The following is a 17,227-nucleotide window of genomic DNA, read 5'->3' on the forward strand; positions in this document are numbered from 1 at the left end:
CAGGTATTCACATGCAGTTACATATCCACAGGGCCCGCGCGCTTTGACACGGCGGTGACTGTGCGGCACAGTGCGCGCCCTCTAATAAAACCCATTCCTTAAATCCGCTGGCGGCTCTTCGCAGACTGCCGGACGGAGTCTTTTCGTTTGTCTCGAGGTAATGAAATGAATGCAGTGATTGCCGCGGTCGGCATCATGCTGATACTCAGTCTGTCCCGCGTGCACGTGGTTATCGCGTTGATCGTGGGCGCGCTGGTGGGCGGTTTGACCGGCGGCCTGGGCATCGAGGCGACGCTCAAGGCCTTCAACAACGGCCTGGGTGGCGGGGCCACGGTGGCGTTGTCCTATGCGTTGCTTGGTGCGTTCGCCGTGGCAATTGCCAAGTCCGGCCTGGCCCACGCCCTGGCCGACAAGGCGCTGGCGCTGGTGGATCGCCAGCACGCCACGGGCGGCGGCCAGGTCAAATGGCTGCTGATCGGCCTGCTGTGGGTGGTGGCCATCGCTTCACAGAACATCCTGCCGATACATATCGCCTTTATTCCGTTGCTGGTGCCGCCGCTTTTATATGTGCTGACCCGCTTGCAGCTGGACCGCCGACTGATCGCCTGTGTGATCACCTTCGGCCTGATCACCCCGTACATGTTCCTGCCGGTGGGCTTCGGCAACATCTTTCTCAATGAAATCCTGCTGGCCAACGTGGCCCGCAGCGGCGTGGACATCAGCGGCATCAACGTCACCCACGCCATGGGCATTCCGGCGCTGGGCATGCTGGTCGGGCTCGGGGTGGCGTTTATCAGCTACCGCAAAAAGCGGGTCTATGACCTGGCGAAGATCGAGCAGGTCGAACAGGTGGCGGTGCAATACAACCCGCTGAGCCTGATGGTGGCGCTGATGGCCATCGGCGCGGCGTTCATTATTCAGTTGCTGCTCGATTCGATGATCATCGGCGCGCTGGCCGGCTTCCTGATCTTTTCGCTGTCGGGCATCGTCAAGTGGCGTGACACCGACGATCTGTTCACCGAAGGCATGAAAATGATGGCGATGATCGGCTTCATCATGATTGCCGCCTCCGGGTTTGGTGAGGTGATCAAGGCGACCGGGGAAGTGCAGACGCTGGTTGAAGCCTCCGCCTCGTGGATCGACCACAGCAAGGCCATCGGCGCGCTGATGATGTTGCTGGTGGGGCTGCTCGTGACCATGGGCATCGGCTCGTCGTTTTCCACGGTGCCGATCCTGGCGGTGATTTTCGTGCCGCTGTGCGTGCAGCTGGGTTTCAGCCCGATCGCCATCGTGTGCATCGTCGGCACCGCCGGCGCCTTGGGCGATGCGGGCTCACCCGCCTCGGACTCGACCCTCGGCCCGACCTCCGGCCTGAACATCGACGGCCAGCATCACCACATCTGGGACACCGTGGTCCCGACCTTCCTGCATTACAACCTGCCGTTGCTGGCGTTTGGCTGGATTGCCGCGATGGTCCTCTGAGCCAGGGTTTTCCCCTCTGTGGGAGCGAGCCTGCTCGCGATGGTGTATCAGCTACACAGGTGTCGACTGACACTCCATCGCGAGCAGGCTCGCTCCCACAGTCAACAGCGTTCAACTTTTGACCTGGCGTGCCGTTAAAGCCTTTACCCACGCCAATAAAACCAAAAGAGTGAACACCATGCGCATGAGCCTGAAGGCCAAAGTCCTGTCCCTTGCCGTCCTGCCGGTGCTGCTCTTTGCGCTGGTCATCAGCCTGACCACGCTGTTCATCCTGCAGGGCCAGGCGCGTCACGAAGTCGAGCAAACCCGCGAGCGCCTGCTCAGCGATGCCAAGGCCACCCTGCAAAGTTACGTGGCCGTGGCCATGACCACCATCAAGCCGCTGTACGACGCTGCCGCGCAAGGTGATAACGCGGCGCGGGCCCAGGCGATCAAGCTGCTGTCGAACATCAAGTACGGCAAGGAAGGCTACTTCTTCGGCTACGACTCCGAGACCGTGCGCCTGTTCAAGGCCAATGATCCGGAGGGCGTGGGCAAGAGCTTCAAGGACAATCGCGACCCGAACGGCGTGTACGTCAACCGCGACCTGGTGAAAGTCGCCAAGGACGGGACCCATTACCTGCAATACAGCTCGCCGCTGCCGGGGAATGCGCAAGTGCTGGTGCCGAAACTCGGCTACACCGAGTACCTGGCGAAGTGGGACATGGCGGTCGGTACCTCGGTCAACCTCGACGGCATCGAGGCGCAAGTGGCCGCCGTCCAGGCCCAGGTGCAGGAACGCATGCAGGGCGTGGTGCTGAGCATCGTCGGTGTGGCGCTGGTGGTGCTGTTGCTGATCGCCGCGGCGGGGATGCTGCTGGCCAACACCATTCTGCGTCCGCTGAACCTGATGAAGGCCAACCTGGACGACATCGCGGCGGGCGAGGGCGACCTGACCCGTCGCCTGACCATCACCAGCCACGATGAGCTTGGGGAACTTGCCGGATCGTTCAACCGGTTCGTCGACAAGATCCACGGCCTGGTGCGCCAGATCAGCGAAATGACCACGCAACTGACCGGGCTGGTGCATCAGGTCTCCGACCAGGCCCAGCGTTCGGACCAGGCCATGGAGCGCCAGCGTCACGAAACCGATCAGGTCGCCACGGCCATCAATGAAATGTCCGCCGCCGCCCAGGAAGTGGCCAAGAGTGCGCAAAACGCGGCGGTCGCCGCCCAGCAGACCGATGAAGAAGGCCAGGCCGCCAAGCGCGTGGTAGCCGGCAGCATCGAGAAGATTCATGCCCTGGTCGACGACATTCGCAGCAGCGGCGTGTCCCTCGATAGCCTGCAAAAGGACGTGTCGTCGATTGTCAGCGTACTCGGGGTGATTCGTTCGATTGCCGAACAGACCAACCTGCTGGCGCTCAATGCCGCGATCGAAGCGGCCCGCGCCGGTGAGGCCGGGCGTGGTTTTGCGGTGGTGGCCGATGAAGTGCGCGCACTGGCCAGCCGCACGCAAATCAGCACCCAGGAAATCCAGGGCATGATCGACCGCCTGCAGGCGGGCACTCAGTCGGCGGTGGAAGCCATGCGCCGTTCCAGCGAAGCCGGTGACGGCACCTCGGCCCAGGCCAACGAAGCCGGCGCGTCCCTGGACACCATGGCGCAGCTGATCGCCACCATCAATTCGATGAACGCCCAGATCGCCAGCGCCGCCGAAGAACAGACCGCCGTGGCCGAAGAGATCAATCGCAGCGTGCATCAGATTGCGGTGGCGGTGGACAACGTGGCCGATGAGACCCAGCAGGGCGCGCAAACCTCCAGGAGCCTGGCGGATCTGGGACAGCGGCTGGGCGGGTTGGTGGGGCAGTTCCGCATCTGACGGACACCACTGCCCTTGTGGGAGCGAGCCTGCTCGCGATGGTCGTGAACGATAACGCGCAGTTCCGGATGCACAGCGGCGTTCTCGGGTCTATCGCGAGCAAGCTTTGCTCCTACACTGGTAGGACGGGTTGTTTGTTCGGCCCCCGACGACCGCCACGAAAGGAGTCAACGCCATGACCGATGACCGTAAGTGTGATTGTCCAAAATGCAACTGCAAGCTCGGCGAGCATCCGGTTGTGCGTCACGGCAAGCACTATTGCTGTGAAGCCTGCGCCAAGCACCACGAACACGGTGAAGAGTGTGCCCATCAAGGCTGCAAGTGCGCCCACTGAACCGGCTTGACCTTGTAGGAGCTGTCGAGTGCAACGAGGCTGCGATCTTTTAAAGAGCAAGATCAAAAGATCGCAGCCTGCGGCAGCTCCTGCAAGGTTCAAATCGGCTCAGTTCGCCGACCGCCATTTGACGTTTTCCACGCCGAACTTTTCAGCCATCGGTTTGCTGGTCTTTTGCACCTTCTCCCGACCGAAGCGCGGGATCCTGCCAACGCCCGCGTCGCAGCTTGCCCAGTGCCAGGCTTCGGCGTTGTCCATTTTATCCAGTCGAATAATGAACGACTTGGGCTCGCCATGAAGGGTGTACTCGATGACGAAGAGTTTTGCGTTGTTCATATGGCCCCTGATCCTCCCTGTTGTACATAAACGGATCGCGCGCCTTGCCAAAAATTCAGTCGGATTGTCAGGCGGTGGCGATCGCTGGCGGCAGATGTAACGGCTGGTTACCATGGGGCGTCCTCCCAGCCCCAATGATCATTGACCATGGCCCTTGCCGCCCCGCCTGACTTGAGTGATACCGATGTGCCCGTGCAACCGCTGGCGCGGACCTATCCGCGCGGGTTGTTCATCGAGCCGCACGAACACGACTGGGGGCAGTTGCTGTATGCGATGAGCGGGGTGATGTGGGTCGAGACGCCCTTCGAGGCGCTGGTGGTGCCGCCGCAACGGGCGGTGTGGCTGCCACCCGGCGTGCCCCACGGGATTCGCGTGGTCTCGGACCTGCAGATGCGCAATATCTACCTGCGGCCTGCGCTGGCAGCCACCCTCGACAGCAGCGTGCAGGTGATTGAAGTGGGCGGGCTGTTGCGCGAGCTGATCGTCAGCCTGGTGGAGCAGGGCGATGACGGGGCACCGGAGTATTACGACGCCTTGGTCGGGCTGGCGCTGCTGGAGCTCAAGCGGGCCAGGCGCTCGCAGATGAAAATCCCGCTGCCGGACAACTCCGACCGACGCTTGATGAACCTGTGCCAGGCGGTCATGGATCAGCCATCGCTGGACATTCCGTTCGAGCAACACGCGGAACATGCCGGCGCCAGCGTGCGCACCCTGGCGCGGTTGTTCAAGGAAGGCCTGGGCATGGGGTTCGCCGAGTGGCGGCGCCAGGTGCAGTTGGCAACGGCGGCGGCCGAGTTGATCCAGGGCGTGCCGGTCAGTGCCATCGCCCGGGAACTGGGCTATTCCCCCAGCAGCTTCAGCGACATGTTTCGCCGGGAGCTGGGGGTTGCGCCCTCACAATTTTCCACCACCTCCCTGTAGGAGCGAGCCTGCTCGCGATGGACTCAAGCGCGCCGCGTTAATTCAGCAAACACGCGTTATCGTTAACGTCCATCGCGAGCAAGCTCGCTCCTACAGGTTTCATGTGTTCAGGGCGGTTTGGCCGAAATTCAGAAGCACTTGGCCGGTGTCCGCATTCAGCGCTCCCTAGACTGGCGGCATCTCTCAACTGCCCACGGAGCCTGCCATGAGCTACTTCATTTCGCTGGTCATCGGTCTTGGCGTCGGCCTGCTGTACGGCGCCCTGGATTTTCGTTCCCCCGCACCACCGGCCGTCGCGCTGATCGGCCTGCTCGGCATGCTGGCCGGCGAAAAACTGTGGCCGATGGGCCGGCAGTTGGTCGCCGGCTGGATCTCCTGAACCCCTTTGTCGATTGGATGAACCCCTCATGAAAGCACTGCAGTTCGATAAAACCGGCGATCTCTCGGCCCTGCGCTACGTCGATGTGCCAACCCCCGTACCCGGCGCCGATGAAGTGCTGGTGGAAATCAAGGCCGCCGGCCTGAACCCCAGCGATGTGAAGAACGTGCTGGGACGCTTTCCCTACACCACCTTGCCGCGGATTCCCGGTCGCGATTTTGCAGGGATCGTCGTCGAAGGCCCGCAAGCGCTGCTGGGCCAGCAGGTCTGGGGCACCGGTCGTGAACTGGGCTTTTTCGCCGATGGTTCCCATGCGCAGTTCGTCAAGCTGCCGGCCAATGGCGTCGCGCTCAAACCCACGCACTTGAGTTTCGCCCAAGCCGCCAGCCTCGGCGTGCCTTACACCACGGCCTGGGATGCTCTGGAGCGCAGCCTGGTGACGGCGCAAACCCGTTTGCTGGTGATCGGCGGCGGCGCAGTGGGCAGTGCCGCACTCGCGCTGGCGAAAGTGCGTGGCGCCCAGGTGCTGGCGGCGGCGCGCCGGCCCGAGCAGGTCCAGGCCTTGCAGGATCAGGGTTATCAGACCCTGCAACTGGATAAGCCCGAGGACCTCGGCGCCCGGGTGAATGCGGTGTTCAGCGGTGGCGCCGATGTGATTTTCGACACCACCGGCTTCTGGCTGCCGGCGTCGGTGGCGGCGCTGGCCACCTTCGGCCGCATCGCCATCATCGCCGCACCGGTGGACGGCATGGTGCAACTGCCGGCCCTGGCGCTGTATCGCAAGGGCGGTTCGGTGGTGGGCATCAACTCGTTGCTCTACGGCGTACAGGCCTGCGCGGCGATGCTCGATCAGTTCGGCAAATTCTTCGATCAGGACCTGTTGCCGCTGCCGCAAGGGTTGTTCGAATCGCCCCTGGCCGAAGGGCTGGAGCGCTATGCCGAGGTGAATCAGGGCAGTGGTGAGAAGGTCATTCTGTTGCCCTGATCTCCGGCACCACCTCCCCCTGTAGGAGCTGCCGCAGGCTGCGATCTTTTGATTTTGATTTTGAAAAGCAAGATCAAGAGATCGCAGCCTCGTTGCACTCGACAGCTCCTACACAAGCGTAAACCCCCGCAAACACTGGGCCCTGAGCCCTACCTCACAAAAGTATTAGCACCATTTAATGCGTGCCCCATCACAGACCCTCTACTACCGTGTGTCAGGAATGAAACGGTATCCGGGTAGTAGCAGTCTCGAATCCAGCCTCAACAAGCCACCGTTATTGCTGCACACCCTTCATGGATTGAAGTGGTTTTGCCACGAAAGGAGCTCCTGTGGACGCAAGGTTCGGTATTGCCCTCATTTCGCGTGTTTCCCCTCTTTCCCTTGCCGTGCAATTGAGTCTCGGGCTTACCCTCGGTGCGCTCAGTCCACAGGCATTCGCCACCTGTTCCGCAGCCGGCTCGACCATCACCTGCTCCGGCGTACCGACCCTGCCGCTGTTTCTCAACGACTTCAGCAGCGCCACCAGTGGCCTGACGGTCAACGTCACCAACGGCGCGCAGATGAACGCCACCCTGGGCGGCAAGGTGATCAACCTGACCGGGGCCAACATCAACCTGAACAACTCCGGCACCCTCGACCCTGCGCTGCTGGGGCTGGTGTCGATACTCAGTGGGGCTGCGTTCATCGGCACCGGCGCCACCAGCACGGTCAGCATTGTCAACAACACCACGGGGATCATTCGCGGCACCGGCATGTTGCTCGGCCTCAACCTGACCAGCATCGACGGTCTGGGGATTGCCGTGAACAACTCGGTGTCGGGCACTACGACCATCACCAACGACGGCACCATCACCTCCACCGGATTGTCGGTGGGCGGGATCACCCTGGCCGATACGCCAGTGGTCGGGGTGTATGGCGGCTCGCAAGTCAACATGACCAACAGTGCCAGCGGTACGATCAACGGTCGGGTGGCGTTCGAGACGTCCGTGGCGGGCAACACCTTCACCAACGCCGGTAACATCACTGGCGGCGTGTCGATGGGGGCGGGCAGCACCAACACTTTCTACGCGATCACAGGCTCCAGCGTTAACGTCGGCGACGGTGTGCAAGTGTCCGTCGGCCTCGGTGGCCTGATCGGCATCAACCTGACCTTCGCCCCGACCGGGACGATCGATGGCGGCGCGGCCGGTACCAACACGCTGATCCTGCAAAACCCGATCGGCCTCGGCGGTGGCACCACCGGGACCGGCACGGCGTCCAGCGCGACGTACGTCAACTTCAACAATCTGACCCTCAACAGCGGCACCTGGACCTTGCAGGGACCCTTGGTCAGCGGTGCGACCACGCTCAATGGCGGTGTCGCGCAGTTCAACGACAACGCGGCGTTCGGCAGCGGTGTGCTGACGTCCAACGGCGGTATTCTCCAGGCCAGCAATGCCGGTTTGACGCTGGCCAACCAGATCAATCTTGGCGCCAGCGGCCTGACCCTGCAGGGCATCAACGGCATGACCCTCAACGGGGTGATTTCCGGCACGGGCGGCCTGACCAAGATCGGCAGCGGCCAGATCAACCTCAACGGCATCAACACCTACACCGGCAACACCGTGCTCAACGGCGGTGTGGTGCTGGTGGGCAACAATCAGGCGTTCAGCACCGGCGGCATCACCGTTGGTGGCTCTTCGAGCATCTCGGCGACGGCGCCGATTTCGCTGGCTAACGCGATCACGCTCAACAGCACCCTGACCGCGACAGGCACCGGTGCGCTGACCCTGGGTGGAGTGATCAGCGGCGCCAGCAACCTGACCAAAACCGGCAGCGGCAGTCTGACCCTCAACGGCAGCAACACCTACTCCGGGATCACCAGCCTCAGCGCCGGGACCTTGCGTGTCGGCAACAACAACGCCCTGGGCACCGGGGTGCTCAACACCAGCAACGGCACCAGCCTCGACAGCACTGGTAACGTGACCCTGGCCAACAACGTCGGCATCACCGGTGCGTTGAACGTGCTCGGCAGCAATGCCCTGACCCTGGCCGGCATCGTGTCCGGCACCGGCGCAATCACCAAAAGCGGCAGCGCCAGCCTGACCCTGACCGGCAACAACACCAACAGCGGCACCACCGCGCTCAACGGCGGTAGCTTGTTCGTTGGCAGCAACACCGCACTCGGCACGGGCGCGTTGAACGCAGCGGCCGGCACCACGCTGGATGCGACCACCGCCGTGACCCTGGCCAACGCGGTTGCGCTGGCAGGCGGGCTGACCATCGGCGGCACCCAGGCGCTGGGCTTGAGCGGCGTCATCAGCGGCGCCGGCAACCTGATCAAGGGCGGCACCGCGAACCTGACCCTCAGCGGCAACAACACCTTCTCCGGCGGCACCGCGCTGAATAGCGGGACGCTGATCGTCGGCTCCAACACCTCGCTCGGTACCGGCGCACTGACCACGGCGGCGGGCACCACCCTCGACGCCAGCACCACCGTGGCGCTGAGCAACGCGGTCGCCCTCGGCGGCAACCTGAACATCGCCGGCAACGCCAACCTGACCCTTGGCGGCGTGGTCAGCGGCAGCGGCGGGCTGACCAAGAACGGGGCGGCCAACCTGATTCTCAACGGCGCCAACACCTTCAGCGGCGGCGCCACCCTCAACGCCGGGACCCTGACCGTCGGCAACGCCGCCGCACTTGGCAGCGGCGACCTGACCGTCGCCAATGCTGCGACCCTCGACAGCAACACCTCGGTCATCCTGAACAACAACGTCGCCCTCAACGGCAACCTGGCCATCGGCGGCAGCAACGGCATGATCCTGGGCGGCGTGCTCAGCGGCGCCAGTCAGTTGATCAAGAACGGCACCGCCAACCTGACCCTCAACGGCGTCAACACCTTTACCGGCGGCACCGCGCTCAACGCCGGCAGCCTGACCGTCGGCAATGGCGCGGCACTCGGCACCGGCACGCTGACCGTGGGCGGTGCGGGCGGCACGCTCAACAGCAGCGCCGATGTGACGCTGAACAACGACATCGCCCTTAACGCCAACCTCACCGCCGGCGGCGCCAACCCGCTGACCCTTGGCGGCGTGATCAGCGGTGGCAGCAACCTGATCAAGACGGGTTCCTCGACTCTGACCCTGACCGGCAACAACACCTATACCGGCGCTACGTCGCTGAATGCCGGGACATTGGTCGTCGGCTCCAACACCGCCCTCGGCACCGGCATCCTCAACGCTGGCAACGGCACCACGCTGGACGCCAGCACCGCGACCAGCCTGGCCAACAACGTCAACCTCGGCGGCAACGTGACCATCGGCGGCAGCAACGCGCTGACCCTCGCGGGTGTGGTCTCCGGGGTCGGCGGCCTGACCAAGAGCGGCCCCGCCGACCTGATCCTCAACGGCGCCAACACCTACTTCGGCAACACCGCGCTGAACGTCGGCAAGCTGATCGTCGGCAGCAACACTGCGCTGGGCAGCGGTGCGCTGAACGCGGCGGCCGGTACCACGCTGGATACCAACACTGCCGTCACCCTGGGCAATCAGGTCAACCTCGCCGGGGCCTTGAACATCGGCGGCAGCGCCGACCTGACCCTCACCGGAACCGTCGCCGGCGCCGGCAGCCTGGTGAAAAACGGCGCGGCCAACCTGAGCCTCAATGGCACCAATACCTACGTCGGCGGCACCACGCTCAACGCCGGCACCCTGACCCTCGGCAACAGCGGGGCACTGGGCACCGGTGCCTTGACCGTTGGCGGTGCGGCCACCCTGGACAGCAGTTCGCCGCTGGTCAGCCTGAGCAACGCGGTCGTGTTCAATGCGGCGCTGAGCGTCGGCGGCACCCAGGACCTGACCCTCGGTGGCGTGATCAGCGGCGCCGGCCAGTTGATCAAGAACGGCGCAGCCAACCTGACCGTCAACGGCACCAACACCTTCAGCGGTGGCACCACCCTCAACGCCGGCACCCTGACCCTGGGCGCGCCCGGTTCGCTGGGCAGTGGCGCCTTGACCGTCGGCGGCGCTTCGACGCTGGATACCAGCACCGGCATGACCGTCGGCAATAACATCACCCTGAGTGCCGGCCTGACCCTGGGCGGCAGCAATACCCTGAACCTCAGCGGCGTGATCGATGGCGCCGGCAGCCTGACCAAGGACGGCTTTGGCGATCTGACGCTCAGCGGCAACAACACCTTCACCGGTGCGCTGAACATCGCCTCCGGTAGCGTCACCACCGTGAGCAGCGGGGCGCTCGGCAACACCTCCGGCGCCAATATCAGCGCCGGTGCCGGTCTCTTTCTCAACAGCAGCGCCAACCTCAACGGGCTGAGCGGCAGCGGCAGTGTGCAGATCGCCGGCGGCAATACCCTGACCGTGGGCGGCGTGAGCAATACCAGCACCTTCGACGGCGACCTCGGTGGCAGCGGTGCCCTGACCAAAGTCGGTGCCGGGACCCTGAACCTCACTGGCACCAACGGCATCACCGGCAACACCACCGTCAATGGCGGTACGCTGAATCTCACCGGTTCCCTGGCCAGTTCACAGGTCAACGTCAACAACGGCGCCACCGTGACGGGTACCGGTTCGGCACTGGGCGTGATGACCATCAACAGCGGCGGTCATCTGGCGCTGTCCTCGGGCAATACCCTGTCGGCCTCGTCGCTGATCCTCACGGCCAACAGCAATGTCGACGCGAGCCTCGCCACGCCATCGACCACATCGCTGATGAACATCGGCGGCAACCTGACCCTCGACGGTAACCTCAACGTCACCGATGCCGGCGGCTTCGGCGTGGGTGTCTATCGCTTGTTCAACTACATCGGTGCGCTGACCGACAACGGCCTGACCGTGGCCGGTGTACCGGTGGGTTATGGCCTCGGCGACATCCTCGTGCAGACCTTGGGTAATCAGGTGAATCTGGTGGTGTCGGCGCCGAACACCAACCTGCGCTTCTGGGACGGCAGCCAGACGATCGCCAATGGCACAGTGGATGGCGGCAGCGGCACCTGGAGTGTCGGCGGCACCAACTGGACCAATTCCAGTGGCACGGTGAACCAGATCTGGGCCGGCGACTTCGCGGTGTTCCAGGGCACGGCGGGCACGGTGTCGGTCAACGGCTCGCAACTGTTCACCGGGATGCAGTTCCTCACCGATGGCTACAACGTGGTGAACGGCACGTCGGGACTTCTGACCGCCGTCAACGGCACCGGCGGCACCACGGCGATGCGGGTCGATCCGGGCGTGACCGCCACGGTCGGCGTGAACATCGACGGCAGCGGCATTCTCAACAAACTCGACAGCGGCACCCTGGTGCTCAACGGCGCCAACAGCTACACCGGCGGCACTCAACTCGATGGCGGCACTCTGGTGGTCGGCAGCAATACCGCGCTGGGCGACGGTGAGCTGATCGCCAATGCCGGCACGCAACTGGACAGCAACACGGCCGTCACCCTGGATAACGATGCGACGTTCAACGGCAACCTCACTGTGCTCGGTAGCAACGACCTGACCCTCAACGGGGTGATCGGTGGCACCGGTGGGCTGATCAAGAACGGCACGGCCAGCCTGACCCTCGGCGGCAACAACGCCTTCCTCGGGCCGGTGGCACTCAATGCGGGTGGGTTGATTCTGGCGTCGAACAGCGCGCTGGGCTCGGCCACCCTGAATGCGGCGAACGGCACCACCCTGGATGCCAGCGGCGTCGTCAGTGTGGGCAACGCCATCAATCTGGCAGGCAACCTCGGCATCGTCGGCAGCAACGACCTGGCACTGAGCGGGGCCATCAACGGCGCCGGCAGCTTGACCAAGAACGGCGCAGCCGACCTGACCCTGAGCGGCGCCAACAACTTCCTCGGTGGCATCACCCTCAATGCCGGCTCCCTGACCGCCGGCAGCAACGGCGCCCTCGGCCTGGGCAACCTGACTGTGGCCGGAGCGTCGTCGCTGGACAGCAACACCTCGGTGTCGCTTGGCAACAATGTGGTGCTCAACGCCAACCTGACCAACACCGGCACCAGCGACCTGGCCCTCAGCGGCGTGGTCAGCGGCAGCGGCGGGCTGATCAAGGACGGCGCTTCCAACCTGATCCTCAGTGGCATCAACACCTACAGCGGCGGCACCACGCTGAACGCCGGCACAGTGACCCTCGGCACCTCGTCGAGCCTGGGCTCCGGTGCGCTCACCGTGGCCGGCGCTTCGACCTTGGACACCAGCGCGCCGCTGGTGCTGGCCAACAACCTCACTATCAATGACAACCTGAGCGTGGCCGGTAACAACAACCTGACCCTGGGCGGCGTGATCGCCGGGGCCGGCACCCTGACCAAGAACGGTCTGGCCGACCTGACGCTGTCCGGGAACAACAGCTTCAGCGGCACCTTCGACGTGCAGTCCGGCAGCCTGACCACCCTGGGCAATTCGGCGCTGGGCAGCAACGCCGGGGTCAATCTCGCCGGCGGTGCAACGTTGAATCTTGGCGGTTCGGGCAGCCTCGCCAGCCTGACCGGCAGCGGCACTGCGTTGATCGGCGGCGGTAATACGCTGAGCATCGGCGGCAACAACGCCAGCAGCATTTTCGATGGTGTGCTCACCGGAACGGGCGAGCTGAACAAACTCGGCAGCGGCACCCTGACCCTGAACGGCATCAACAGCCTGACCGGCAATACCACGGTCAACGCCGGCACCCTGAGCGTCGATGGTTCGCTGGACAGCGCCAGCGTGCTGGTCAACAGCGGTGGCACCCTGACCGGCGGCGGCACGCTCGGCGGGGCAGTGACCGTGGCGGATGGCGGTCATCTGGCCGGCGCCACCGGCAGCACCTTGTCGGTGAATTCGCTGGTGTTCAACGCCAACTCAAACTTTGATGTCGGCCTCGGCACACCGGTCTCCGGTGGCGGCAATGCACTGGTCGATGTCGGCGGCAACCTGACCCTCGACGGTACGCTCAACGTCAGCGACATCGGCGGCTTCGGCAGCGGCGTGTATCGGTTGATCGACTACACCGGCGGCCTGACCGACAACGGCATGTTGATCGGCACCGTGCCGGGCAGCGTCACTCCGGGCGACCTGACCCTGCAAACCGCGCTGGCCAACCAGATCAACCTGCTGGTCACCGCTCCGGGCGTCACCGTGCAGTTCTGGGACGGCAACCAACTGGTCGCCAACGGTTCTGTCGATGGCGGCAGTGGCACCTGGGGCACGGGCATAACCAACTGGACTGACGTCAACGGCACGACCAATCAGGGTTGGAGCAACAGTTTTGCGGTGTTCCAGGGGGCGGCAGGCACCGTCACCGTCAACGGCGCGCAAACCATCACCGGCATGCAGTTCGTCACCGATGGCTACAACCTGCAAAACGGCACCGGCGGGTCATTGAATCTGGTCAACGGCTCGCTGGGTAACGCAAGCGTGCGGGTCGACCCTAATGCCACCGCGACCATTGGCGTAGCGCTCAACGGCGCCGGCACCCTGGGCAAATACGACACCGGCACCCTGGTGCTCAACGCGGCCAATGGCTACACCGGCGGCACCGCGCTCAACGGCGGCAAGATTGTGGTCGGCAACAATGCGGCACTGGGCACCGGTGTATTGACCGCCGCCAACGGCACCGCGCTGGACAGCAACACCGCCGTCAACCTGGCCAACGATGTGGTGCTCAATGGCGGACTCACCGTCGCCGGCTCCAATGCGTTGACCCTCGGCGGTGTGGTCAGCGGCAGCGGCAGCCTGATCAAGACTGGCGCATCGAGCCTGACCCTCAACGGCAGCAACACTTACAGCGGCGGTACCCAGCTGTCCGGCGGTTCGCTGATCCTGGGCAACAACAGCGCGATCAGCAGCGGCGCCCTCAGTGTGCTGGGCAACGGCACTCTCGACAGCACCTCTGCGCTGCAACTGGCCAATGCCATCAACCTGGGCGCGCAACTGACCCTGGCCGGCAACCAGGACACCACGCTGATCGGCGCGATCACCGGCAGTGGCAGCCTGGTGAAAAACGGCAGCGGCGACCTGTTGCTCAGCGGTGCCAACACCTACAGCGGCGGCACCACATTGAATGGCGGCAGCACCCGTGGCGACACCAGCAGCCTGCAAGGGGCGATCGTCAACAACGCGGCCCTGACCTTCGAGCAGAACAGCGATGGCAGCTACACCGGCAACCTGACAGGCACTGGAGCCTTGAGCAAAACCGGCACCGGCGTGTTGCTGCTGACCGGCAACAACACCTTCACCGGCAATACCGCTGTGCAGGCCGGCACGCTGACCGTCAATGGTGTACTCAACAGCGCCAGCGTGAATGTTGCCAGTGGGGCGAAGATCGGCGGCAGCGGCCAGCTCGGCGGCACCGTGCAACTGGCCAGCGGTGCGACGCTGACCGGCGGCGGCACTGCAACACCGTTGTCAGTCGGTTCATTGGCGTTGTCCTCGGGCACCAACCTGGATTTCAGCCTCGGCTCGGCGGCCAGTTCCACAACCGTGGTCAATGTGGCTGGCAACCTGACCCTCGACGGCACGCTGAACATCAGCAATGCCGGCGGCTTCGGCACCGGGGTCTATCAACTGTTCCGCTACGGCGGCAGCCTGACCGACAACGGCCTGGTCTACGGCAGCCTGCCGGTGTCGGCGGCGAACCTGACCCTGCAAACCGCATTGGCCAACCAGATCAACCTGCTGGTGCAAGGCGCGCCCGGAGAAGTGCAGTTCTGGAATGGCGGCAACACCAACCCCAACGGCACCATCGGCGGTGGCAGCGGCGTCTGGGGCCCGGGCACCGTCTGGACCGACCCGACCGGCACCCAGGCGCTGGCCTCCAACGGGCAGTTCGCGGTGTTCGGCGGGCAAGGCGGCACCGTGACGGTGGTGGGCAACCAGAGCTTCACCGGCCTGCAATTCCTCGACAACGGTTACAGCCTGGTGCCGGGCGCGGGCGGCACTTTGACGCCGGTCAACGGTCCGGACGGCAGCCTGGCGCCCGTGCGGGTCAATGCCGGGGTGAGCACCGAAATTGCCGTGCCGCTGGTGGGCAGCGGCGGTATCGAGAAACTCGACTCGGGCACCCTGATCCTCAGTGGCGCCAATACCTACAGCGGTGGCACCACGGTCAGCGGCGGTACGCTGATCGGGAATACCACCAGCCTGCAAGGCAACATCCTCGACAACGCCTTGTTGGTGTTCCAGCAAAATGCCGACGGTCAGTTCAACGGCGTGCTCAGCGGCACCGGAGCGCTGGCCAAGCGCGGTGGCGGCACCTTGTTGCTGACCGGCACCCAGCCGTTCAGTGGCGCGGTGGCGGTGGACCAGGGCGTGTTGCAGGTCGGCAGTCGCGCGGCACCGGCATCGCTGGCCGGGCAGGTGACCGTGGCCAACGGCGCGGCCCTCAGCGGCAATGGCAGCGTCGGTTCGGTGGTCAACCACGGTGTCGTTTCGTCGGGCGCGGCAGCGGGCAACTTGAGCGTGGCCGGCAACCTCACCAACGCCGCCGACGGCGTGCTGGCCCTGACTGTCAGCTCGCCAGACGCCACGCCGCTGGTGGTCGGCGGCACCGCCAGCCTTGGCGGCGGCTTGCAGGTGAACAACCTGGTGCCATTGACCGGCACCGCCGTGTATTCGCTGATCACCGCGGGCGGTGGCGTCAGCGGGACATTCAGCAGCACCAACCTGCCGTCGTATGCGTTCTACGACACCGCGCTGGTGTACGACCCCAACCAGGTGTCCCTGGCGGTCAATCGCAACGAGTACTCGTTCGCCGATGTCGCCGCCACCGACAACCAGCGTGGCACGGCCTCGGCGCTGAGTAGCAACGGTCCGGATGGCCTGGCGTTGCGCAGACAGATCCTCGGCCTCGACGTCGCCGGTGCCCGGGCGGCCTATGACAGCCTGTCCGGGGAAATCCACGCCAGCACCGCCAGCACGATCCTCGAGGATTCGCGCTACATCCGCGACGCGGTCAACGACCGCATGCGTCAACCCTCGTGCAGCGGTCCGGACGATCCGCGCCGGGCCCTGGCACCCAGCGACAACCAGCTGAGCAGCAACGGTTGCCATGGGGAAATGGTCGGCTGGATACGCGCACTCGGCGCCTGGGGCGACGCGGACGGTGACAGCAACAGTGCCAGCCTGGATCGCAACCTCAGCGGCTTCATGCTCGGCACCGACAAGCAGCTCGACGACCAGTGGCGTGCGGGCATGGCCGCCGGCTACACCCGCAGCGACATCGATGCCCATGACCGGCGTTCGGACGCCACGGTCGAGAGCTACCACCTGGCGGCGTACCTCAACTCGCAGTTCGATGCCCTGGCGGTACGCCTCGGCGCGGCCTACAGCTGGCACGACATCGAGACCAAGCGCGACGTCAGTGTCGGCACCTACAACGACCGCCTGAAGGCTCATTACGATGCACGCAGCGCCCAGGTGTTCGGCGAGGTCGGCTACACCGTCCAAGCCGCTGGCATTGCCCTGGAACCGTTCGCCGGCCTGGCCTACGTCAACTACGACAGCGACACCGCCCACGAAAAAGGTGGCATGGGGCGCTTGAAGGCCGATGCCGATCAGGACATCACCTTTTCCACCCTGGGCGTGCGTGCCGGCAAGGTCATCACCCTCGACAATGGCGGGCAATTCACCCCGCGCGCGGCCATCGGCTGGCGCCATGCCTTCGGCGACACCAAGCCCGATGCCGACCTGACCTTCATCGACGGTGGCGCTTCGTTCAGCACCCAGGGCGTACCGATTGCCGAAGACAGCGCCCTGATCGAAGCGGGCGTGGACTTCCAGATCAGCCCGAGCGCAAAACTGGGCATCGGTTACTCGGGACAGGTGTCGAGCAAAAACGAAGATCATGCGATGACCATCAGCTTCAGCATGGGCTTCTGATCGTGCATTTGTGGGAGCGAGCCTGCTCGCGATGGGCTGGAAGGCACCGCTGGGTACCAGGCTCCCAGCGTTATCGTTAACG

7 protein-coding genes and 2 pseudogenes are annotated in these 17,227 nt (G+C 64.5%); 8 read left to right on the plus strand and 1 reads right to left on the minus strand.

Going from position 1 to position 17,227, the window contains the following annotated elements; genetic code table 11:
• The first annotated feature begins 165 nt into the window (after nt 1–165).
• The 4 genes and pseudogenes from ABTV29_RS09470 (at nt 166) to ABTV29_RS09485 (ending at nt 3,677) form a co-directional block, all read left to right on the plus strand.
• Complete coding sequence (locus ABTV29_RS09470; protein WP_433769823.1) at nt 166–1,482, plus strand: Na+/H+ antiporter family protein; 1,317 nt, start codon at nt 166–168, stop codon at nt 1,480–1,482.
• A gap of 184 nt (nt 1,483–1,666) precedes the next feature.
• A pseudogene (locus ABTV29_RS09475) lies at nt 1,667–2,437 on the plus strand (cache domain-containing protein); the annotation flags it as partial.
• A 315-nt stretch (nt 2,438–2,752) separates the two neighbouring features.
• Nucleotides 2,753–3,343: pseudogene (locus ABTV29_RS09480) on the plus strand (methyl-accepting chemotaxis protein); the annotation flags it as partial.
• Between the two features lie 175 nt (nt 3,344–3,518).
• Nucleotides 3,519–3,677 carry a metallothionein gene (locus ABTV29_RS09485; protein ID WP_110963984.1) on the plus strand — a complete coding sequence of 53 codons (159 nt, stop codon included), beginning with the start codon at nt 3,519–3,521 and terminating at the stop codon, nt 3,675–3,677.
• Nucleotides 3,678–3,785: 108 nt separating this feature from the next.
• On the opposite strand, the gene ABTV29_RS09490 is transcribed toward ABTV29_RS09485, so the two are convergent.
• Complete coding sequence (locus ABTV29_RS09490; protein ID WP_433769824.1) at nt 3,786–4,013, minus strand: DUF6555 family protein; 228 nt, start codon at nt 4,011–4,013, stop codon at nt 3,786–3,788.
• A gap of 147 nt (nt 4,014–4,160) precedes the next feature.
• Between ABTV29_RS09490 and ABTV29_RS09495 the strand changes: the two genes are divergently transcribed.
• The 4 genes from ABTV29_RS09495 (at nt 4,161) to ABTV29_RS09510 (ending at nt 17,145) form a co-directional block, all read left to right on the plus strand.
• On the plus strand, nt 4,161–4,934 hold the full coding sequence (locus ABTV29_RS09495) for an AraC family transcriptional regulator (protein ID WP_433769825.1): 774 nt from the start codon (nt 4,161–4,163) through the stop codon (nt 4,932–4,934).
• A gap of 205 nt (nt 4,935–5,139) precedes the next feature.
• Nucleotides 5,140–5,313, plus strand: a complete 174-nt coding sequence (locus tag ABTV29_RS09500; protein ID WP_110963981.1) for a DUF1427 family protein — start codon at nt 5,140–5,142, stop codon at nt 5,311–5,313.
• A gap of 28 nt (nt 5,314–5,341) precedes the next feature.
• On the plus strand, nt 5,342–6,298 hold the full coding sequence (locus tag ABTV29_RS09505) for a quinone oxidoreductase family protein (RefSeq protein ID WP_433769826.1): 957 nt from the start codon (nt 5,342–5,344) through the stop codon (nt 6,296–6,298).
• 329 nt (nt 6,299–6,627) lie between these two features.
• Nucleotides 6,628–17,145 (plus strand): autotransporter-associated beta strand repeat-containing protein, encoded by a 10,518-nt coding sequence (locus ABTV29_RS09510; protein WP_433769827.1) that lies wholly within the window; start codon nt 6,628–6,630, stop codon nt 17,143–17,145.
• Nucleotides 17,146–17,227 lie beyond the last annotated feature (82 nt).

It is taken from the genome of Pseudomonas putida (genome assembly GCF_050989985.1).
In the GTDB taxonomy this organism is placed as follows: domain Bacteria; phylum Pseudomonadota; class Gammaproteobacteria; order Pseudomonadales; family Pseudomonadaceae; genus Aquipseudomonas; species Aquipseudomonas putida_AI.